The following is a 20,196-nucleotide window of genomic DNA, read 5'->3' on the forward strand; positions in this document are numbered from 1 at the left end:
TGTTCTTTAAAAATCTAGAAGAAGCACAACGAAAGATGTTCTATTTTAATTAATAGACATAGGGTTGTGATTGCAAAAAAGTTCCAAGTTTAATTGGAATATTCATAAACATTTAAATAAAGTCAATTATCTATATAGCCTTTAGTGTTATAGGATCAAGTTACTAAGTGCATATGGTGGATGCCTTGGCGATCACAGGCGAAGAAGGACGTAGTATCCTGCGAAAAGCTGCGGGGAGCTGGAAAACAAGCTGTAATCCGCAGATATCCGAATGGGGAAACCCACTCCTTTAAAGGAGTATCACTGACTGAATACATAGGTCAGTAGAAGCGAACCGGGTGAACTGAAACATCTCAGTAACTCGAGGAAAAGAAATCAACCGAGATTCCGAAAGTAGTGGCGAGCGAAATTGGATCAGCCTTTACGTTTTAGCATTATTGATAGTCGAAAGAGATGGAAATCTCTGCCATAGTAGGTGATAGCCCTGTAGACGAAATCTTTGATGTGGAACTAAGCGTAAGAAAAGTAGGGCGGGACACGTGAAATCCTGTCTGAATATGGGGGGACCATCCTCCAAGGCTAAATACTCGTGATCGACCGATAGTGAACCAGTACCGTGAGGGAAAGGCGAAAAGAACCCCGGAAGGGGAGTGAAATAGATCCTGAAACCGTATGCATACAAACAGTAGGAGCGGACTTGTTCCGTGACTGCGTACCTTTTGTATAATGGGTCAGCGACTTACATTCAGTGGCAAGCTTAACTAAATAAGGGAGGCGTAGCGAAAGCGAGTCCGAATAGGGCGATATAGTCGCTGGGTGTAGACCCGAAACCAGATGATCTATCCATGGCCAGGTTGAAGGCACGGTAACACGTGCTGGAGGACCGAACCCACTAATGTTGAAAAATTAGGGGATGAGCTGTGGATAGGGGTGAAAGGCTAAACAAATCTGGAAATAGCTGGTTCTCTCCGAAAACTATTTAGGTAGTGCCTCACGTATTACTGTATGGGGTAGAGCACTGTTATAGCTAGGGGGTCATGGCGACTTACCAAACTATGGCAAACTCCGAATACGTACAAGTACAGCGTGGGAGACAGAGCACCGGGTGCTAACGTCCGGACTCGAAAGGGAAACAACCCAGACCGCCAGCTAAGGTCCCGAATTATCGCTAAGTGGGAAACGAAGTGGGAAGGCATAGACAGTCAGGAGGTTGGCTTAGAAGCAGCCATCCTTTAAAGAAAGCGTAATAGCTCACTGATCGAGTCGTCCTGCGCGGAAGATGTAACGGGGCTAAGCGATAAACCGAAGCTGCGGGCGTATATTTTAATATACGCGGTAGGAGAGCGTTCTGTAAGCCTGCGAAGGTGTCTTGTAAAGGATGCTGGAGGTATCAGAAGTGCGAATGCTGACATGAGTAGCGATAAAGGAGGTGAAAAGCCTCCTCGCCGTAAGTCCAAGGTTTCCTGCGCAACGTTCATCGGCGCAGGGTGAGTCGGCCCCTAAGGTGAGGCAGAGATGCGTAACTGATGGGAAACTGGTTAATATTCCAGTACCATTGTACAGTGCGATGGGGGGACGGATTGCAGAAAATCATCAGGGTGTTGGATATCCCTGTTGCTACATTATAGATGGTAATTAGGAAAATCCGGTTACATGATTCAAGGGTGTGGCACGAGCAAACATGTTTTGCGAAGTGATTGGAAGTAGTTCCAAGAAAAGCCTCTAAGCTTCAGCTGTACAAGACCGTACCGCAAACCGACACAGGTGGACGGGATGAATATTCTTAGGCGCTTGAGAGAACTCAGGAGAAGGAACTCGGCAAATTAATACCGTAACTTCGGGAGAAGGTATGCCTCATTATTGTGATGAACTTGCGTTCAAAGCATGAAGAGGTCGCAGATAATCGGTGGCTGCGACTGTTTATTAAAAACATAGCACTCTGCAAAGACGAAAGTCGACGTATAGGGTGTGACGCCTGCCCGGTGCCGGAAGGTTAATTGATGGGGTGCAAGCTCTTGATCGAAGCCCCGGTAAACGGCGGCCGTAACTATAACGGTCCTAAGGTAGCGAAATTCCTTGTCGGGTAAGTTCCGACCTGCACGAATGGCGTAACGATGGCCACACTGTCTCCTCCTGAGACTCAGCGAAGTTGAAATGTTTGTGATGATGCAATCTACCCGCGGCTAGACGGAAAGACCCCATGAACCTTTACTGTAGCTTTGCATTGAATTGTGAATAATCTTGTGTAGGATAGGTGGGAGGCTTTGAAGCATGACCGTTAGGTTGTGTGGAGCCATCCTTGAAATACCACCCTGGATTGTTTGCGATTCTAACCTTGATCCGTTATCCGGATTTGGAACAGTGCATGGTGGGCAGTTTGACTGGGGCGGTCTCCTCCTAAAGAGTAACGGAGGAGTTCTAAGGTACGCTAGGCACGGTCGGAAATCGTGCTGTTAGTGCAATGGCATAAGCGTGCTTAACTGTGAGACTGACACGTCGAACAGATGCGAAAGCAGGACATAGTGATCCGGTGGTTCTGAATGGAAGGGCCATCGCTCAACGGATAAAAGGTACTCTGGGGATAACAGGCTGATACCGCCCAAGAGTTCATATCGACGGCGGTGTTTGGCACCTCGATGTCGGCTCATCTCATCCTGGGGCTGTAGTAGGTCCCAAGGGTATGGCTGTTCGCCATTTAAAGAGGTACGTGAGCTGGGTTTAAAACGTCGTGAGACAGTTTGGTCCCTATCTGCCGTGGGCGTTGGATACTTGACAGAGCCTGCTCCTAGTACGAGAGGACCGGAGTGGACGTACCTCTGGTGTACCGGTTGTCATGCCAATGGCATAGCCGGGTAGCTAAGTACGGAAGAGATAACCGCTGAAAGCATCTAAGCGGGAAACTCGTCTGAAGATTAGGTATCCCGGGGACTTAGATCCCCCTAAAGGGTCGTTCAAGACCAGGACGTTGATAGGTCGGGTGTGTAAGTACAGTAATGTATTAAGCTAACCGATACTAATTGCCCGTGAGGCTTGATCCTATAACACTGCAGGTTGTTATAGGCTGAAATTGATTTTATTTTATAAAATGATTATGATAATGCTTTGCAAAAGATACACAATCATCATCTGTTTGTTAAAATGCTTCTTCTTAGATTATTTGTAGTGAAATTAAATCACTAAGTTCAGGTTTTGCCTGACGACCATAGCAAGGTGGTTCCACTCCTTCCCATCTCGAACAGGACAGTTAAATGCCTTTGCGCCGATGATAGTAGACATCTCGTCTGCGAAAGTAGGTTATCGTCAGGCTTCTAGAAAATTGAGTTCCTTCACATAATATTTTATGTGGAGGAATATCAGTATCAATTATATAGTCTGGCAAAGCTTATAGCTAGACTATGTATCTCATTCCAAATATCATGAGTTCTATTCTCTGTGATAAGGATGATTGTTCAAAATGCTTAGCGCTCTATATATTTGCTCTATTAGAATAATACGAACCATGTAGTGTGGTAAAGTAAAGGATGATATTTTTATGGTATCATCCCATGTTTTTCTTATAGAATGATCTAATCCATCAGGACCGCCTATTATAAATGCTATATTGCTTCCAGATAGATGACAATTATTAAAGAAATCTGCTAATTCTTTTGTATTGATATCCCTACCTTTTTCATCAAGAACTAACGAAAAATATCCATTCTCTGGAATAGATGATATAAGTCTTTTCGTTTCTATAGCTATTATCTTAGAATTACTTTTTCCATTTTTTCTTGATTCTGACTTAATCTCTTTTAGTTCTATTTTATATTGATTTGATATTCTTTTAGAATATTCTTGCCATGCTGTTTTTACCCAATTAGGCATGTTGGTTCCAATAGCACTAATAATAATTTTCATTATAAAATTTATTTATTCCATAATGATTCTAGATCATATAAATCACGATAGTCTTTTTGCATAATGTGTACTACTATATCTTCCAGATCAACAATAATCCAATCGCCATTTTCAACACCCTCAATTTTTATAGATTTGTTTAATTTGTTTTTTGTTTTATATAGATTAGTAGCAATTGCCCTGCCATGACGATTAGAACTTGAGGTAGTTATTATCATCTTATCAAACAAAATAGTATTAGATTTAGTATCTAATATAACTATATCTTGTGATTTTAAATCTTCAAGAATTTCAATAATATTTTGCTGTAGTTTATCGATACACATTAATTTTTCTCATTTTTTTGTATAAATTATTTATTCTTATATATTCTCTTACCAATGGATCCAACATATTGTTAATAGATTCTTCATTTTTCTTAAAAATATATTCTCTTATAATGGAGGAGGATATTTCTGTTTGAATTAGAGGTAGTAAACTAATACATTTATGTAGTTTACACATAGATGATACTAGTTCATATGACAAATCAATGGGAACGTTTGACCTTTGTGCAACAGCTATATTAACATTTTCAATAATTTCTTCCCAGTCTTTCCAAGTGCAAAAATTATTTATTTGATCAGAGCCTAATATAATAGTACAGTCGTATTTTTTTCGAAGAATTTTGATAGTTTCAATTGTATAACTAATTTTATTATTTTTTATTTCAATATCGTTTATTTTTAAAAGAGTATCATTTATCGTTGCTAGTTTTAACATATTTAGTCTGTCTGTAGTTGTTGCCTGTGGTTTATATTTTTGACATTGACTAAATACCGGCACTAAATGTACTTCATCTAAACTTAAAGACTCAAGAGCTATTTTTGCTAAATTGATATGTGCAATATGCACAGGGTCAAAACTTCCTCCAAATACTCCTATTCTTTTTTTCATTATCATTCTCTACTTAAATATACTGCGATATTCTATATTTATTAATGTATTTTTATAAAACATCATAATATTTTTATTTGAAATTGATGAGTCTATTTCATGTTAAATTTTATTTAAAGATTATCTATCAAATAGGCTGTAGATAGCCACTACAGCCTTAAATGATCATAATATTTTATTGCAAAACTGTTTAATTCCTATAAATATCCCGAATTGACCTCAATAAATCATTTAATAGCTCTCCATCCTATATCTTTCCGGTATTGCATCCCATTAAAATTTATTTTAGCTATCGTATCGTATGCTATTTCTCTAGCTTTTTTCACAGAATCTCCTAAAGCTGTAACACACATTACTCTACCGCCATTTGTTTTGAGAAGGCCATTAGAAATTTTTGTTCCAGCATGGAAGATCATCATATTTTCAGCTTCCAGAGGTAATTGTTTGATTTCATCTCCTGTTCTTGGATTTTCAGGATAGTTATAAGCAGCCAAAACAACACCCAAAGCAAATCTATCATCCCATATTATTTCTGCTTTATCTAAGGTTCCATTTATAGCATGATCTAAAATATCGATGAAATCACTCTTCATTCTCATCATTATAGGTTGAGTTTCTGGATCACCCATTCTACAGTTAAATTCTAGGGTTTTTACCCATTTATCTGATCCATCAGTTGTTCCTATCATTATTCCAGCATATAGAAATCCAGTAAAAGTATTTCCTTCTTTAGACATGCCTTTTATTGTTGGGATAATAACTTCTTCCATTATTTTGCAATGAAGATCAGGAGTTACCAGATTAGCAGGAGAATATGCTCCCATTCCTCCTGTGTTGGGGCCATTATCTCCGTCTTTTAGGCGTTTATGATCTTGACTTGTTGCTAAAGGAAATATATTCTTTCCGTCAGACATTACTATAAATGATGCTTCTTCCCCTACTAAATATTCTTCTATGACGACTTTTTTTAAAGAGTTTTCGTTTTCACCTATCATATCATCTATGGTGTTATAAGCTTCTTCTATTGTTTGAGCTATAACAACACCCTTGCCGGCAGCTAAGCCGTCAGCTTTTATAACTATGGGCAATTTTTCTTTTTGTACATATGATTTAGCCATAGAAACATCTGTAAAGGTAGAGTATTTTGCTGTCGGAATATTATTGCGAACCATAAATTCTTTAGCAAAATCCTTCGAACTCTCTAATCTAGCAGCACTTTTTGTAGGACCGAAAATTTTTAAATTTTTAGATCTAAAAACGTCAACTATGCCATCAGATAATGGTACTTCTGGTCCAACAACTGTTATATTGATATCTTGATCTATAGCAAACTTAGCTAGATCATTTATATCAGTTATCAGTATATTTTTTATTACTTTAGAATAAAAAGTCCCTCCATTTCCTGGGGCAATATATACTTGACTTACTCGAGGTGATTGAGCAATTTTCCATGCTAATGCGTGCTCACGACCTCCAGACCCAACTATTAATATTTTCATTTTTTGTGCTCAAATATGTTATAAGACTTGACATTTTATTTTATTAGTTGCGCTTGACTTATACGGAGTTTATCATTCGAAACTAATTATTATCTGCCAATACAGCATTAGTATATACAGATTGTACATCATCTAAATTTTCTAGATCCATTATTAGTTTTTGTATTTTTATATATTTTTCCTGATTTAATTTTACTGTAATTAATGGTTCAATAATAATATCGCTACTCTCAATTGCTATTTTAGCATTATCAAATGCATTGCATAACTTAATATATTGTTCAGGTAAGCACGTTACTTCTATTGTATTTTCATCTAGTTTAACAACGTCTTCTGCTCCAACTTCTAAAGCTATGTTGAATATATTTTCTTCAGATGAGGAGGCAGTTGAAAATATAAATTTTCCGCAACTACGAAAAAGAAAAGAAACGGAGCCATCTTGTCCGAGATTACCACTATTTTTTGTAAAGGCATGCCTAATTTCTGAAGCTGTCTTTATTTTATTATCTGTTAATGTTTTTACAACAAAAGCAGATCCTTCGATTCCATAACCTTCATAATTTATCTCTTCGTATCCGTCTGATTCTTTAGATCCTCTTTGTAGAGCTTTGTTTATATTATCTTTTGGTATATTTGCTGCCGATGCCTTACCAAGGGCCGCTCGCAATTGAAAATTCGAGTTAATATCAGTAACGCCATTTCTTGCTGCTACTGTTATTTCTCTAATTATCTTAGTCCAGAGTTTCCCCTTTTTTTCATCTTGACGGTTTTTGCGATGTTGGATATTAGCCCATTTACTATGTCCTGCCATAATGTACTCTAAGGAATAATTTTGTTATAAATGATTTATTATTAATACTTTGCTATTTGAGATTATTGTATTGTAGAATTACTTATAGAACAAAAGTATATTGATGATTAGTATTGTATATGTGCAACTTTAAATCTTATTTATATTTAATAATTTCTGACTATTATTTTTTGTTTATATTTTAAATGTGCTTTGTAAAAAACAATTGTATATTTTAGAAAATCAATATATAATCAACAAATAACTGGCGCGGGGTGGAGCAGTCTGGAAGCTCGTCGGGCTCATAACCCGAAGGTCGTAGGTTCAAATCCTACCCCCGCAACCATTCTGTTATGTCTAAACTTCTTTTCTGTGTAAGCTTTAATTTTCCCTAATAATCTTCTTATTGAATCAGATAATCTTTGACTGGTAGAATCCAATAGTTAATGTTAGTTAAATTTTCTTGATTCTCAGTTATAAACTTGTTTTTATAAGAGCAATTTCTTTTGTTTTAGAGATATTTCGCTTGATTCCTTTATTTAAAAGGTTACTTTTGTAATAATTACGGAGCTATTGATAAATGATTATTTCTCAACAAGAATTCCTATTTTCTGTTATTAAAAAGTTGAATATTACTAAAAATATTCTTGCAGCTAAGTTGGGAGTTAATTTGTGTACGCTAGATTCATGGTTACTACAAGAAGATTCAATAGGTTTTCTACGTATGCCTGGTGCAATAGAAGCATTTATATCTAAACATTTACTATGTAATACAGGTAATGTTATTAAATATTCCTTAAGAGATAGTATTGCAATAAATGGTAAAAATCATCTTTTGTCAGTAGATCAATTTAATAGAGATTCTTTGGAAGATTTTTTTAGAGTCACTGATTCTATGAAACCTATTTCTCGTCGCCAAAAGGTTTCTAGGATACTAGAAGGTGCTGTTTTAGGAAATTTATTTTTTGAGGCTAGTACCCGTACCAGAGTTAGTTTTGGAGCTGCTTTTTGTCGTTTGGGTGGATCTGTATGCGACACTACTGGTTTTACATTTTCCTCTATGGCTAAAGGGGAATCAATTTATGATACAAGTAGGGTAATGGGTGGTTATGTTGATATAATGGTGGTTCGTCATCCTGAACAAGGATCAGTTGCTGAGTTTTCTAGTGCTACAAATATACCAGTTGTTAATGGTGGAGATGGTCCTGGTGAGCATCCTAGTCAGGCTTTATTGGATCTATATACTATACGTACAGAGTTTTCCAGATTGGGTAAGAGTATTGATGGATCTTGTGTAGTAATGGTTGGTGATTTGAAATATGGTCGGACTGTTCATTCTTTACTAAAACTCCTTTCTTTATACAAAGGATTAAAAATATCATTATTTTCTCCACCTGGGCTTGAAATGCCTGACAACATAGTTAATTATGCTTCGGTTAATGGTAATCATATAGATATAAAATCTTCTTTGGAAGAAGGATTAGATGGAGTTGATGTTGTTTATGCCACCCGTGTTCAAAAAGAACGGTTTGAAAATCCAATGGATGAGTGCTTTGATAAAAGATTTCAAATAGATCTCTCTAAAATAAATTCTAAATGTAAAAAAGATACTATTGTGATGCATCCTTTACCTCGTGATAGTCGTCCTGGTGCTAATGATCTAAGTACTGATTTAAATAATGATATCCGTTTAGCAATATTCCGTCAGGCTGATAATGGAATTCCAGTAAGAATGGCAATATTCGCAATACTGTTAGGTGTAGATCATTTGATTGATAATTCACTAAAGGATGTGCAATGGTCTTTACCTGCTTACATTGGACCTGATGATTCTCCTTTTTACTGTTTATAGTGATGTTTATCAAAGTTGGTTTTTTAGTTATAAGTGTTTGTTACGCAGTTAATGATCGTCTTCAGGATTAAATATGAGTGAAAAAAACATTAAGGTTGAAAAATCTGATAAGGAAAAAGCTCTTTCAGCTGCATTGTCTCAGATTGAGAAACAGTTTGGCAAGGGTTCTGTTATGCGTTATGGTGATAATGATATACAGAATGACATACAAGTTGTTTCAACAGGGTCATTGGGTCTAGATATAGCCCTTGGAGTTGGAGGTTTGCCTAGAGGTCGTGTAATAGAAATTTATGGCCCAGAATCATCAGGTAAGACCACTTTAACACTTCAAATAATTTCAGAAATGCAAAAAATAGGCGGAACGTGTGCCTTTATCGATGCAGAACATGCTTTAGATGTTCAGTATGCATCAAAGCTAGGTATTATTTTACCTGATCTTTTAATATCGCAACCTGACACCGGTGAACAAGCATTAGAAATAGCGGATGCATTAGTGCGTTCAGGGTCTGTTGATTTAATTGTTATTGATTCAGTTGCTGCTTTAGTGCCAAAGGCTGAAATAGAAGGAGATATGGGTGATTCATTGCCTGGATTACAAGCTCGTTTAATGAGTCAGGCCCTAAGGAAACTTACGGCTACTATAAAAAAAACAAATTGTATGGTGATTTTTATAAATCAAATAAGAATGAAGATAGGAGTCATGTTTGGAAACCCTGAGACTACTACGGGTGGAAATGCTTTGAAATTCTACGCATCCGTTCGTCTAGATATAAGACGTATTGGCTCGATAAAAAAAGGCGATGAAGTTATAGGAAGCGAGACAAGGGTAAAAGTTGTAAAAAATAAAGTAGCTCCACCTTTTAAACAAGCTGAATTTGATATTATGTATGGTCATGGTATATCACGTGAAGGCGAAATAATTGATTTAGGTGTCCTAACAGGAGTCATTGATAAGGCTGGGGCATGGTATAGCTACTCTGGCAATAGGATAGGACAGGGAAAAGATAATGTTCGTGAGTATATGAAAAACAATAGGGATATTGTCTCAGAAATTGAAAAAAGAATTCGTGACAATTGTATAGCTACAAATCGTACGGTTCTTTCTTGTGATAATAGTGATGACAGATATGTTTCGTAATAGATTTTTTGTGAAAAATTGTGGTTAATAGTTTAATCTCGTTAGCTATCAAGTATTTATCCAGGAAAGATTATTCACAAGAATCTTTGCGTAAAAAGTTAAGTATTTACTGTGATAATCAGTATGAAATAGATAATGCTATTGAATATCTAAAGACCAAGGGATTCATTTGTGATAAACGTTTTGTGGATAATACTATAGATAAATATTCTATGAACTACGGATATAGTTTTATAATTAATTTACTAAAAAATAATGGTATTGATATCGATCTAATTCTAGATGAAATCTCTATTTTGAAGGATAGTGAATTAGACCGAGCCTATTCTTTGATGAAAAGAAAATTTCCAAAAGGCATCTCGTCAGATATTAAAACTTATTCTAAATGTGCTCGTTTTTTAAGCAATAGAGGATTCGCCAAAGATGTTGTATATAAAGTTATAAAATCAATGGCTAGTATTAATTAGATGATTCTATCATAGTTCTTAGATTTAAATAATTACTAATATTTTGATCTTCTGAAGAACATATATTTGCTGTATACTTACCAATGGTGTTTGTGAGTGTTTATTATTTTGGAACAATTGCATGTAAGATTTAATTATCGATATGGTATAGATTGAAAAAATTATATAGCACTCATATATTTAGATGATTTATATTTAGTCAGGTCAGAGATGACTGTTGGTTTTCTTATTTAACAAGTCATGACAGGTAACACATGAAAATTCACGAATATCAAGGCAAGGAATTGCTTAGGCAGTTTAATGTGACTGTTCCACGCGGTATCCCAGCTTTCTCTGTTGAAGAATCTGTTTCTGCAGCAAAAAAACTTGGCGGTGCAGCTTGGGTTATTAAAGCACAGATTCACGCAGGTGGTAGAGGTAAGGGTGGTGGTGTAAAATTAGCACGTTCCCTAGATGAGGTTAAAAAAATCTCATCAGAGATCCTCGGAATGCAATTAGTAACTCATCAGACTAGTTCTGATGGTCAAAAAGTTCGTAGACTTTTAGTAGAAGAAGGTGCTGATATAAAAAAAGAATACTATTTCAGTATAGTAACAGATAGAGGTACTCAGAAAAATTGTATTATGGCTTCTAGCGAAGGTGGGATGGATATAGAAGAAGTTGCAGCGAAAAGCCCAGAAAAAATATTGAAAGTATTTGTGAATCCATCAGAAGGACTAACAAATATAGAGGCAGAAAATCTAGCACGCGGTATAGGTATTCCAGAGTCATCTGTAAAGAAAGCGTCATCAGAATTCATAAAACTGTACAAAACATATTGCGATACAGATGCATCTTTAGTTGAAATAAATCCTATGATATTAAACGGTAGTGGAGACATAATTTGCTTAGATGCGAAATTTAACTTCGACTCTAATGCCTTGTTCCGTCATCCTGAAATACTTGATTACAGGGATCTGGATGAAGAAGATCCTTCTGAAATCGAGGCTAGTAAATTTGATCTTGCGTATATTCAGCTAGATGGAAATATAGGTTGTTTAGTAAATGGTGCTGGCTTAGCTATGGCAACTATGGATACAATAAAATTGTTTGGCGGTGAGCCTGCAAATTTCCTAGATGTTGGTGGTGGAGCAACTGCATCCAAGGTAACAGAAGCTTTTAAAATTATGCTAAAAAATAAATGCGTAAAAGCCATTCTTGTTAATATTTTTGGTGGAATTATGCGTTGTGATGTTATAGCTGAGGGTGTTATAGAAGCATGCAAGGCAGTAAATCTGAAAGTACCTTTGGTTGTTAGAATGAAGGGTACTAATGAGGAACTAGGAAAGAAAATGCTAGCTGAATCTGGATTGCCTATTATTAGTGCTGATACTATGGCTGAAGCTGCAACTAAAGTTGTTTCTGCTGTTAAATAAAAATTGCCAAGGATTTTTACAAATGTCGATTTTAATAAACAAAAATACCAAAGTGATTACCCAGGGTATTACCGGCAAGACAGGACAGTTCCATACTCGTATGTGCCGTGAGTATGGAAATGGTAAAAACGCTTTTGTCGCTGGAGTTAATCCTAAAAGAGCGGGTGAAGATTTTGAAGGTATTCCAATCTTCTCTTCAGTTAAAGAAGCAAAGTTACACACAGGGGCAACGGTATCTGTTATATATGTTCCTCCGGCAGGTGCTGCGGCTGCCATATTGGAAGCAGTTGAAGCAAATTTGGAATTGGTTATCTGTATAACTGAGGGAATACCAGTTAAAGACATGCTAGAAGTAAAAAACAAAATGTCTTCTGTTAATAGTAAAACTTTATTGCTCGGTCCTAATTGTCCTGGTCTTATTACTCCAGATGAGATTAAAATAGGAATCATGCCTGGACATATACATAGAAAAGGGCGTATAGGTGTTGTTAGTCGTTCTGGTACTTTAACATATGAGGCTGTAGCACAAGTTACTGAGCTCGGACTTGGTCAGTCTAGTGCTGTCGGTATAGGAGGAGATCCTATAAATGGCCTAAAACATATAGACATATTGAAATTTTTTAATGATGACCCGGAAACCGATGCTGTAATTATGATTGGAGAGATCGGTGGGCCTGATGAAGTTAATGCTGCTATTTGGGCTAAGGATAATATGAAAAAACCAGTTGTTGGGTTTATCGCTGGAGTTACTGCTCCTCCTGGTAAAAGAATGGGTCATGCCGGTGCTTTAATCTCTGGTGGAGCTGATACAGCTTCAGCTAAACTTAAAGTTATGGAAGAGTGCGGTATAAGGACCACAAGAGATCCATCAGAAATGGGTAAATTACTTAAGTCTGTTCTTTAGTAAAATAGCTGAGGGAGTGCCCCTCAGCTATTTAGTATATATATAGTTATCATGACAGTCGAGTACTTCTTATTGTTAAATTGTTTAGCCTAGCTATTAATCGATAACTTCATTAGAAGGTTTATTCTCTATTTATGATATATGTTTAATAATATTTTTATAATTTTAGTATAATGAATAAAAAAATAACTATAGCTACTCGTGCTAGCAAACTTGCTTCTGCGCAGGCGGAGTATGTTCGTGATCTTATAAAATCATTATATCCAGAGTTCATGATTGATTTTCTAGTTATAGTAACTCAAGGAGATAAGATACTTGATAGGGCCTTAGCTAAAGTTGGTGGTAAAGGTTTATTTGTAAAAGAGATTGAATTGGCTTTGTTGCATGGTGATGCTGATATGGCAGTTCATTCCATGAAAGATGTTCCTGCGGAGATGACTGATTCCTTAGATATATGTTCCATTCTAAAAAGACATGACTCTAGAGATGTTTTTGTATCGAATAAGTATTCATCTTTAGATGAATTGCCCTTTGGAGCAATTGTAGGTACTTCGAGTTTACGTAGAGAGTCTCAATTAAAATCGGCATACCCTCAAATTTCTGTTAAATGTTTGAGAGGGAATGTTGACTCCCGACTTAAGAAATTAGATATTGGAGATTATTCTGGAATAATACTAGCCGCAGCTGGTTTAGAAAGGATTAATCTAGGTCATCGCATATCGTCTTATATAGATACTAGCATTAGTTTACCAGCAGCTGGTCAGGGTGCAATAGGAATACAGATTAGAAATGATAGAAGCGATATTAGAGATTTAGTAGCATCTCTATCCTGTATTGATACTGAATTATGCGTAAAGACAGAAAGAATTGTAATGAAGGTGTTAGGAGGTTCGTGCCAGGTACCATTGGCTGCTAATGCTTATATAGAAAATGGTAATATTTTTCTAAAAGCAATGGTTTCTTCTATAGATGGTAAAGAAGTTATCCGTTCCAATGGGTCTGTTAGTATTGATAATTGGCAGAATCTTGGTGAGAGTGTGGCTAATGATTTGTTAAGTAAAGGTGCTTATAAGATTTTGCATAGTGTTTAATTAATTTATTTAACTTTTATAAATCTCTGCAATATTGGAATTTATGCTTGCCAAAAAAGTTTTTATTCTAACAAGACCAAATAGCAACAAAATATTGTCTGATAGACTTAGTGATATTGGTTTTGAATCTCTATCCCTTCCTTCTTTGAAAATTGTATCTTTAGATTTGCAGAATGTTCCTTTACCAGAAATTTATGATTTTATCTTTTTCTCAAGTAGTAATGCTGTTAAATTTTATTTAATCCAATTAAATAAAATTTATGGTCCTATAAAAACATGGCCTACCAAGACGGTAATCGTTACAGTAGGCTCTGCAACTGCTGATAGTTTCCGTTCTTGTAATTTTATTAACATGGATTTATTGACAATACTTAGTCCTGATTCTTCTGCTGCACAACTAGATTCTGAATCTTTATGGAAAGTTCTAAGAAATCAGTCTTTGTATGGCAAAAGATTTCTTTTTGTTAGGGGAACTACTGGTAGGGATTGGCTTATTAATAAAGTTTCTAAGTATTGTGAAGTTGATATATGCTCTGTATATTCAAGAGATAATATAGAATGGTCCTACAATGATTCAGAGCAACTAAAATCAATATCGGTTGGATCAACTTCTACAGTTATATGGTTATTTACTAGCACAGAGAGCGTGGAAGCTACTATTAGAAATATAACTATTCTAAATCTTAGTAATTGGTTTAACAGTTGTAAATTTATAGTTACTCATCGTAGGATCTACAATTTTTTATCAGATTATTTTCTAAAACGTAGAGTTTCAGAGATTTTTATAAAAGAGTGTTTGCCTTATAACGAATCTATTATTTCAGCATGTAAGGATATTTAGTTTATTAAGTTTTTAGTTGCTCTGTTTTGTAAAAACATAATCATATTATAAGTTTTTGAATACTGGAAATGTAATTAAATATGCATTATTTAAAAAGAATATCATTAGTCATATTCCTGTTTTTTGTTTTTATGTTTCTTTTCTTTTCTATTAAAAGGCAAGTAATAAATTATATTGAATTCGAAAAATTAGAGAATATTAGTAAAATTAATTCATTGGAAGAAAAAATAATAAATCATGATAATGATTTATTATATAAGGTTAATAAGGCGCTTAATGATATAAAACATAAACAAGATTATTTGTTTCACTTAACTAATTCATCAAAAGATGAATTAGTTATAAGGGAGATAGACAGATTGTTGTTTATCGCAAATTGTCAGTTATCAATTGGTAATAATATTGAAGGAGCAGCGTCAACTCTGGAATCTATTTTATTATTCATAAATGAAGTATCTCCTAATAATTTATTATTTAATAAACTGATAGAAGATATTAAGATTGATTTATCTGCACTTCGTAAGATTCATGTTGTTGATTTTGTAGATAGAATTAATAGTCTCAATAGATTACTTGATTTGATAAAGATGGGCTTTCCTGATAAAAAATTTTTACCACAGAGTAAACATGTAGACATTATAGTTGAAACCGAAAAAAACAACGATGGGCCGCCAGCTAATTCTCAGTATTTTTGGATAAATAAAGTTTTTGATGATTTTTCTAAAATCACCAAATCTTTAATAACTAGATTCCCTAATGTTTTAGAGTTAAGTAAAGTTGATGATTTGCCAGACATTAGTTTTAAAAATATAAATCTATTGCTGATCCAGCAGGTATCTATAGCACAATTTTCTTTAGTTATGAAACAACCATTTCTATTAAAGTCCAGTATAAATTGTATTATAGAAACAATAAATATGTTTTTTGATGTTAATTCAACTAATGTGGTGGAAGCTTTAGCTATAGCCAGTGATATTAATTCTTTAAATATTGAGGATAAACTTCCTGATATATCTAGAAGCTTAAATAGCATAAAAAAATATGTTATCAATAATTAAATAGGTACTTGATATATGCGTTCCTGGTTTTATAAACTTCTTATGTTTTGCTGTGTTTTTTTGTTATGCTCATCTGTTTTTGGACAGAATGATAATTATGTTATTGTAGTATTTAATTCTTGGCGCCTACGTTTATCTCTACTATCTGCATTTTTTATAGTAATATTCCTGAATTTATTTTTATCTTATACATTAAGATTATTCCATTATTTTTTTAATATTTGGCCTAGGATTATTTCATATAGAAAAAAGAAATTATTTGAGTCTAATAAAAGAAGTATTGAGCAGGGATGGATGTTCTTTTTGGAGAATAGATTCACTGAGGCCTCAGAGGTCTTTTCAAAACTGATAGATTCCGATATTGATAAACGATCAAAAATTATTGTTGCGCTATCCTTAGCTAAAACATATTTTTTACTAGGCAAGAATGATGAATCCATTGAAATGGTAAGATATGCAGAGGTTTTGTCAAATAGCAATTCAGAACTTCTAGAGGATATACTAACATTAAAATCTTCTATTCTTATAGATATGAACCTGCCAGAAGATGCTGCTGAATGCTTATTAAGGCTTAACGGTATAATTGATATTCAGTATTCTATTATTCTGCAGTTATCTTTAAAAGTAGAAATTATGTTAGGAAATCATATTAAAGTAATTGATACCGCTCGACTATTGTTATACGACAATGGTATAGATAAGGATTCTTTGTATGATGTAATAAACAAGTCTGGAGCAGAACTTTTAAAAGATTTGATAGATAAAGGTTTACAATGGAAACAGCAATGGAGAAATTTTAGCTATAATGAACGCTTATTGCCTGAGATAGCCTTAGTTGCCTCTAGAGCCTTTGTTAGTGAGGGTGATTATTCAGAATCGGAAAAATTATTAGAACTAATCCTTTCCAAGAAGCTTAATAATAAACTCTTATATGAATATACAAAATGCGAATTATCTCGAATACCTAGACGTTTATCTAAAATTGAGTCCTGGATAGAGATTTATGGAAATGATCCGGATTTGTTCAATGCATTAGGTATTTTATGTTTACATTCACAGTTGTGGGGGCAAGCTGATTATTATTTCTCTAAAAGTTTGAATATAAGAGACGATTCCCAAATTCATTTGTTGTTCGGTATCATGTATAAATGCCTTGATAGAGAAGAAGAATCTATAGCTCAATTATTTAAGTCCTTAAATAACACTGATAGTTTATTTGTTCCAGAAATAATAAATAATTATAGGTCTTCACTGAATGGATTAGCTAATGACTCAAATAATAAGGAAGAGTTTGAGTATTCCAATAAGGAAATAAATAACAATAATAAACAAGTGTCAGATGATCAATATTTTGATAGTGATCCTTTGCCTGTGCTATTTTTTGATGATACAGATGATGAAAAAATAAATAAGGGCTTGAAGTAGTTGAATGTTTTATTATTTAAAAGGTTATGTTTTATGAGCTTAAGTAATGTTACACCCGGTAATAATATTCCGGAAGAATTCAATGTGGTTATAGAGATATCAATGAATTCAATGCCAGTTAAATATGAAGTTGATAAGGAGACTGGCGCCATTTTTGTGGATCGTTTTATCCTTACATCAATGAGTTATCCGTGTAATTATGGATATATACCTAAAACTCTTTCTAAGGATGGTGATCCATCTGATGTGCTTGTAATTACACCATTTTCTGTGCAAACAGGGTCTGTTATTAAATGTCGCGCTATCGGGATGTTGGAAATGGAGGACGAGGCAGGCATTGATGCAAAAATATTAGCATTACCTATAAGCAAGATATATTCTACTTATAGTAGTATAAGTTCATACAAGGATTTTCCGGAAAATGAAATAAGACGTATACAACATTTTTTTGAGCATTACAAGGATCTAGAAAAAGGGAAATGGGTTAAAATAAAAGGATGGAAAGACAGTAAGAGTGCACACGAGGAGATTTTAAATAGTATTAGATATTATAAAGATCAAAGTAACTTATAAGTAAGTAAAAAAGTATAGAGTGGAAAATATTAATAGGGATGCTTGGAAATTTTGCGTTGCTCCTATGCTAGGAGTAACTAATAGACATTGCCGTTTTCTTTATAGATGTTTAAATCCACATATTCGTTTATATACGGAGATGATTACTACTGCTACTTTAATGAGAAGTAAAGATATCTTTTCTAGACACTTGGTTTTTGATGAGTCTCAGCATCCTATTGCTCTTCAGTTGGGAGGTAATGATCCTGTAGATTTAGCAAAATCAGCTCTTATCGGAGAGAAGTGTGGGTATGACGAGATTAATATAAATTGTGGATGTCCATCAAATAGAGTTTTAAATGGTTCGTTTGGTGCACATCTAATGAAAGATGTTAATTTAGTAGTAGATTGTTTAAAAGCTATAATGGATTCTGTTAGTATTCCTGTTTCAATAAAACATCGTATTGGGATAGATTATGCTGATTCTTATCAATTTGTTAGGGATTTTGTTGGCAGAATCTATGATGCTGGTTGTAATGTATTCATAGTTCATGCAAGAAATGCTGTTTTAAACGGTCTTTCTCCAAAAAAGAATAGAGATATTCCTCCCTTAAAATACGATTATGTGTACAACTTAAAAAAAGATTTTCCAGATGCGGTAATTGTTTTAAATGGAGGTATATGCAATATAAATTCTATAATAGACACAGAAAATTTTGTTGATGGTTTTATGATTGGACGTTGCATTATGTCTAACCCACTTTTTTTATTAGAAATAGATTCTACTTTTTACAAAGAAAAACTTGGATTTAATTATGATAATCTAATAAATATTTTGATTGATTATGCTTATAAGGAAATAAACAAAGGGGTACCACTTCGTGTTATAGTTCAACCAATGCTGAATTTGTTTAAAGGTTTTCCTGGTGCTGGTTTGTGGCGCAGAATGTTATCTGACACAGTATCTTTATCAAATAATAACCCAGGACTAATATCTGCAGCATGGAATGTAATATGTAGAAAGTCGCCATTTTGTAAAATTTAAAACAAATTTTTTTTGATTCTAGTGCTTAATTCTATTAGTCATAATACTCTAGCTTTCTGCCTCGTAAATTGATGATTTATGAGAATTATCAATAGACTATTCCTTTTAGAGAGCAGTATGCTATGGTTGTAATTTAATAGTAATTAGGTGAATAATTTAACACATTTTATGCGATAAAACATGTCTGGTAATTCTTTAGGTAAGTTATTTTGTGTAACTAATTTTGGCGAATCTCATGGTCCAGCAATTGGTTGTGTAGTTGATGGATGCCCACCTGGTATGGAGCTCAGTGTTTCTGATATTCAAAATGAGTTGAATAGACGTCGCCCTGGTACATCACGCCATGTTACTCAAAGACAAGAAGAGGATAAAGTTGAAATCTTGTCAGGAGTATATAATGGGCAAACAACCGGCGCTCCTATTGGTTTGCTTATTAGAAATACAGATGCTCGCAGTAAGGACTATGCTAATATAGAAGACACTTTTAGACCTGGCCATGCTGATTATGCATATTGGCACAAGTACGGAATTAGAGATCCTAGGGGAGGAGGAAGATCTTCAGCAAGATTAACTGCTCCTACTGTTGCTGCTGGATCAATCGCTAAAAAGTGGCTTTTAAAGCATAAAAATATTATTGTCCGTGGATACATGAGTCAATTAGGATCCATAAAAATACCTTTCGTGTCTTGGGATGAGATAGATAATCCTTTTTTTTCCCCAAATAAAAGAATAGTTCAAGAACTAGAATGTTACATGGATGATTTACGGAAAGATGGTAATTCCATTGGAGCTCGTATAGAAATAATAGCAGAGAACTTGCCATGTGGTTTGGGAGAGCCTATTTATGATAGATTGGATTCTGATATAGCTCATATAATGATGGGATTAAATGCAGTAAAGGGTGTTTCAATAGGATCTGGCTTTGATTGTGTATCTCAACTTGGATCAATACATGGTGATGAAATTACTCCTAATGGATTTCTCACTAACAATGCTGGTGGAATATTAGGTGGTATTTCAACTGGTCAAGATATTATTGTTTCTTTGGCTATTAAACCTACATCTAGTATTAGAATAGTGAAAAAATCTGTGGACAGAGAAAATAAACAATGTTTGGTGCAAACATTTGGTAGGCATGATCCTTGTGTGGGAATAAGAGCAGTTCCTATAGGAGAAGCTATGTTGGCAATAGTTCTCATGGATCATGTTTTGAGATATAGAGGTCAGTGTGGTTTATAGATACTTTTATGTATTATCTATAAATTTTTTATAATTTAATTGTTGTT

17 protein-coding genes, 1 tRNA gene and 2 rRNA genes are annotated in these 20,196 nt (G+C 34.5%); 15 read left to right on the plus strand and 5 right to left on the minus strand.

The genetic code is table 11. The features are described from left to right. Window positions 1-153 precede the first annotated feature (153 nt). A 23S ribosomal RNA gene (locus ST1E_RS01050) occupies window positions 154-3,038 on the plus strand. A 154-nt stretch (window positions 3,039-3,192) separates the two neighbouring features. Further along, window positions 3,193-3,306 (plus strand): 5S ribosomal RNA (gene rrf, locus ST1E_RS01055). Window positions 3,307-3,423: 117 nt separating this feature from the next. Here the strand turns inward: rrf and rlmH are convergent. The 5 genes from rlmH to ST1E_RS01080 all read right to left on the minus strand — a co-directional run bounded on the left by rlmH (window position 3,424) and on the right by ST1E_RS01080 (window position 7,143). Then, window positions 3,424-3,897, minus strand: coding sequence for a 23S rRNA (pseudouridine(1915)-N(3))-methyltransferase RlmH (gene rlmH, locus ST1E_RS01060; RefSeq protein WP_015389395.1), 474 nt, complete (start codon window positions 3,895-3,897; stop codon window positions 3,424-3,426). An 8-nt stretch (window positions 3,898-3,905) separates the two neighbouring features. Next, window positions 3,906-4,223 (minus strand): ribosome silencing factor, encoded by a 318-nt coding sequence (gene rsfS / locus ST1E_RS01065; protein WP_015389396.1) that lies wholly within the window; start codon window positions 4,221-4,223, stop codon window positions 3,906-3,908. Beyond that, window positions 4,210-4,833, minus strand: a complete 624-nt coding sequence (gene nadD, locus ST1E_RS01070; RefSeq protein WP_148283597.1) for a nicotinate (nicotinamide) nucleotide adenylyltransferase — start codon at window positions 4,831-4,833, stop codon at window positions 4,210-4,212. The genes rsfS and nadD overlap by 14 nt, the downstream gene beginning before the upstream one ends. Before the next feature lie 227 nt (window positions 4,834-5,060). Beyond that, the gene (gene purD, locus ST1E_RS01075; protein ID WP_015389398.1) at window positions 5,061-6,332 is read right to left on the minus strand and encodes a phosphoribosylamine--glycine ligase; all 1,272 of its coding nucleotides are present in this window, start codon (window positions 6,330-6,332) and stop codon (window positions 5,061-5,063) included. Between the two features lie 82 nt (window positions 6,333-6,414). After that, window positions 6,415-7,143, minus strand: coding sequence for a YebC/PmpR family DNA-binding transcriptional regulator (locus ST1E_RS01080; RefSeq protein ID WP_015389399.1), 729 nt, complete (start codon window positions 7,141-7,143; stop codon window positions 6,415-6,417). Between the two features lie 248 nt (window positions 7,144-7,391). Between ST1E_RS01080 and ST1E_RS01085 the strand changes: the two genes are divergently transcribed. From ST1E_RS01085 to aroC, 13 genes are all read left to right on the plus strand, one after another. After that, window positions 7,392-7,468 (plus strand) — tRNA-Met (locus ST1E_RS01085). 234 nt (window positions 7,469-7,702) lie between these two features. Beyond that, the gene (locus tag ST1E_RS01090; protein ID WP_015389400.1) at window positions 7,703-8,974 is read left to right on the plus strand and encodes an aspartate carbamoyltransferase; all 1,272 of its coding nucleotides are present in this window, start codon (window positions 7,703-7,705) and stop codon (window positions 8,972-8,974) included. Window positions 8,975-9,047: 73 nt separating this feature from the next. Next, the gene (gene recA, locus ST1E_RS01095; RefSeq protein WP_015389401.1) at window positions 9,048-10,112 is read left to right on the plus strand and encodes a recombinase RecA; all 1,065 of its coding nucleotides are present in this window, start codon (window positions 9,048-9,050) and stop codon (window positions 10,110-10,112) included. A 20-nt stretch (window positions 10,113-10,132) separates the two neighbouring features. Then, the gene (locus ST1E_RS01100; RefSeq protein ID WP_015389402.1) at window positions 10,133-10,579 is read left to right on the plus strand and encodes a regulatory protein RecX; all 447 of its coding nucleotides are present in this window, start codon (window positions 10,133-10,135) and stop codon (window positions 10,577-10,579) included. Between the two features lie 254 nt (window positions 10,580-10,833). Beyond that, a complete protein-coding gene (gene sucC, locus ST1E_RS01105) occupies window positions 10,834-11,994 on the plus strand; it encodes an ADP-forming succinate--CoA ligase subunit beta (RefSeq protein WP_015389403.1) in 1,161 nt (386 codons plus the stop codon). Window positions 11,995-12,016: 22 nt separating this feature from the next. After that, complete coding sequence (sucD, locus tag ST1E_RS01110; protein WP_015389404.1) at window positions 12,017-12,898, plus strand: succinate--CoA ligase subunit alpha; 882 nt, start codon at window positions 12,017-12,019, stop codon at window positions 12,896-12,898. Between the two features lie 173 nt (window positions 12,899-13,071). Continuing rightward, window positions 13,072-13,989, plus strand: a complete 918-nt coding sequence (gene hemC / locus ST1E_RS01115) for a hydroxymethylbilane synthase (protein WP_015389405.1) — start codon at window positions 13,072-13,074, stop codon at window positions 13,987-13,989. A 43-nt stretch (window positions 13,990-14,032) separates the two neighbouring features. Further along, window positions 14,033-14,830 carry a uroporphyrinogen-III synthase gene (locus ST1E_RS01120; protein WP_015389406.1) on the plus strand — a complete coding sequence of 266 codons (798 nt, stop codon included), beginning with the start codon at window positions 14,033-14,035 and terminating at the stop codon, window positions 14,828-14,830. A 131-nt stretch (window positions 14,831-14,961) separates the two neighbouring features. After that, complete coding sequence (locus ST1E_RS01125) at window positions 14,962-15,888, plus strand: uroporphyrinogen-III C-methyltransferase (protein ID WP_015389407.1); 927 nt, start codon at window positions 14,962-14,964, stop codon at window positions 15,886-15,888. Between the two features lie 15 nt (window positions 15,889-15,903). Then, on the plus strand, window positions 15,904-17,313 hold the full coding sequence (locus ST1E_RS01130; RefSeq protein WP_041185953.1) for a heme biosynthesis HemY N-terminal domain-containing protein: 1,410 nt from the start codon (window positions 15,904-15,906) through the stop codon (window positions 17,311-17,313). A 33-nt stretch (window positions 17,314-17,346) separates the two neighbouring features. After that, the gene (gene ppa, locus ST1E_RS01135; protein ID WP_015389409.1) at window positions 17,347-17,886 is read left to right on the plus strand and encodes an inorganic diphosphatase; all 540 of its coding nucleotides are present in this window, start codon (window positions 17,347-17,349) and stop codon (window positions 17,884-17,886) included. 19 nt (window positions 17,887-17,905) lie between these two features. Continuing rightward, complete coding sequence (gene dusA, locus ST1E_RS01140) at window positions 17,906-18,910, plus strand: tRNA dihydrouridine(20/20a) synthase DusA (protein WP_015389410.1); 1,005 nt, start codon at window positions 17,906-17,908, stop codon at window positions 18,908-18,910. A gap of 180 nt (window positions 18,911-19,090) precedes the next feature. Further along, window positions 19,091-20,149, plus strand: coding sequence for a chorismate synthase (gene aroC / locus ST1E_RS01145; RefSeq protein ID WP_015389411.1), 1,059 nt, complete (start codon window positions 19,091-19,093; stop codon window positions 20,147-20,149). The last annotated feature ends 47 nt before the right edge of the window (window positions 20,150-20,196 follow it).

This window comes from Candidatus Kinetoplastibacterium galatii TCC219 (genome assembly GCF_000340905.1).
In the GTDB taxonomy this organism is placed as follows: Bacteria; Pseudomonadota; Gammaproteobacteria; order Burkholderiales; family Burkholderiaceae_B; genus Kinetoplastidibacterium; species Kinetoplastidibacterium galati.

What these genes read in the sequence shown, in the direction of transcription:
- rlmH (WP_015389395.1), bottom strand. Translation starts at nt 3,897, where the DNA reads ATGAAAATTATTATTAGTGCTATTGGAACCAACATGCCTAATTGGGTA.
- rsfS (WP_015389396.1), bottom strand. Translation starts at nt 4,223, where the DNA reads ATGTGTATCGATAAACTACAGCAAAATATTATTGAAATTCTTGAAGAT.
- nadD (WP_148283597.1), bottom strand. Translation starts at nt 4,833, where the DNA reads ATGAAAAAAAGAATAGGAGTATTTGGAGGAAGTTTTGACCCTGTGCAT.
- purD (WP_015389398.1), bottom strand. Translation starts at nt 6,332, where the DNA reads ATGAAAATATTAATAGTTGGGTCTGGAGGTCGTGAGCACGCATTAGCA.
- ST1E_RS01080 (WP_015389399.1), bottom strand. Translation starts at nt 7,143, where the DNA reads ATGGCAGGACATAGTAAATGGGCTAATATCCAACATCGCAAAAACCGT.
- ST1E_RS01090 (WP_015389400.1), top strand. Translation starts at nt 7,703, where the DNA reads ATGATTATTTCTCAACAAGAATTCCTATTTTCTGTTATTAAAAAGTTG.
- recA (WP_015389401.1), top strand. Translation starts at nt 9,048, where the DNA reads ATGAGTGAAAAAAACATTAAGGTTGAAAAATCTGATAAGGAAAAAGCT.
- sucC (WP_015389403.1), top strand. Translation starts at nt 10,834, where the DNA reads ATGAAAATTCACGAATATCAAGGCAAGGAATTGCTTAGGCAGTTTAAT.
- sucD (WP_015389404.1), top strand. Translation starts at nt 12,017, where the DNA reads ATGTCGATTTTAATAAACAAAAATACCAAAGTGATTACCCAGGGTATT.
- hemC (WP_015389405.1), top strand. Translation starts at nt 13,072, where the DNA reads ATGAATAAAAAAATAACTATAGCTACTCGTGCTAGCAAACTTGCTTCT.
- ST1E_RS01120 (WP_015389406.1), top strand. Translation starts at nt 14,033, where the DNA reads ATGCTTGCCAAAAAAGTTTTTATTCTAACAAGACCAAATAGCAACAAA.
- ST1E_RS01125 (WP_015389407.1), top strand. Translation starts at nt 14,962, where the DNA reads ATGTTTCTTTTCTTTTCTATTAAAAGGCAAGTAATAAATTATATTGAA.
- ST1E_RS01130 (WP_041185953.1), top strand. Translation starts at nt 15,904, where the DNA reads ATGCGTTCCTGGTTTTATAAACTTCTTATGTTTTGCTGTGTTTTTTTG.
- ppa (WP_015389409.1), top strand. Translation starts at nt 17,347, where the DNA reads ATGAGCTTAAGTAATGTTACACCCGGTAATAATATTCCGGAAGAATTC.
- aroC (WP_015389411.1), top strand. Translation starts at nt 19,091, where the DNA reads ATGTCTGGTAATTCTTTAGGTAAGTTATTTTGTGTAACTAATTTTGGC.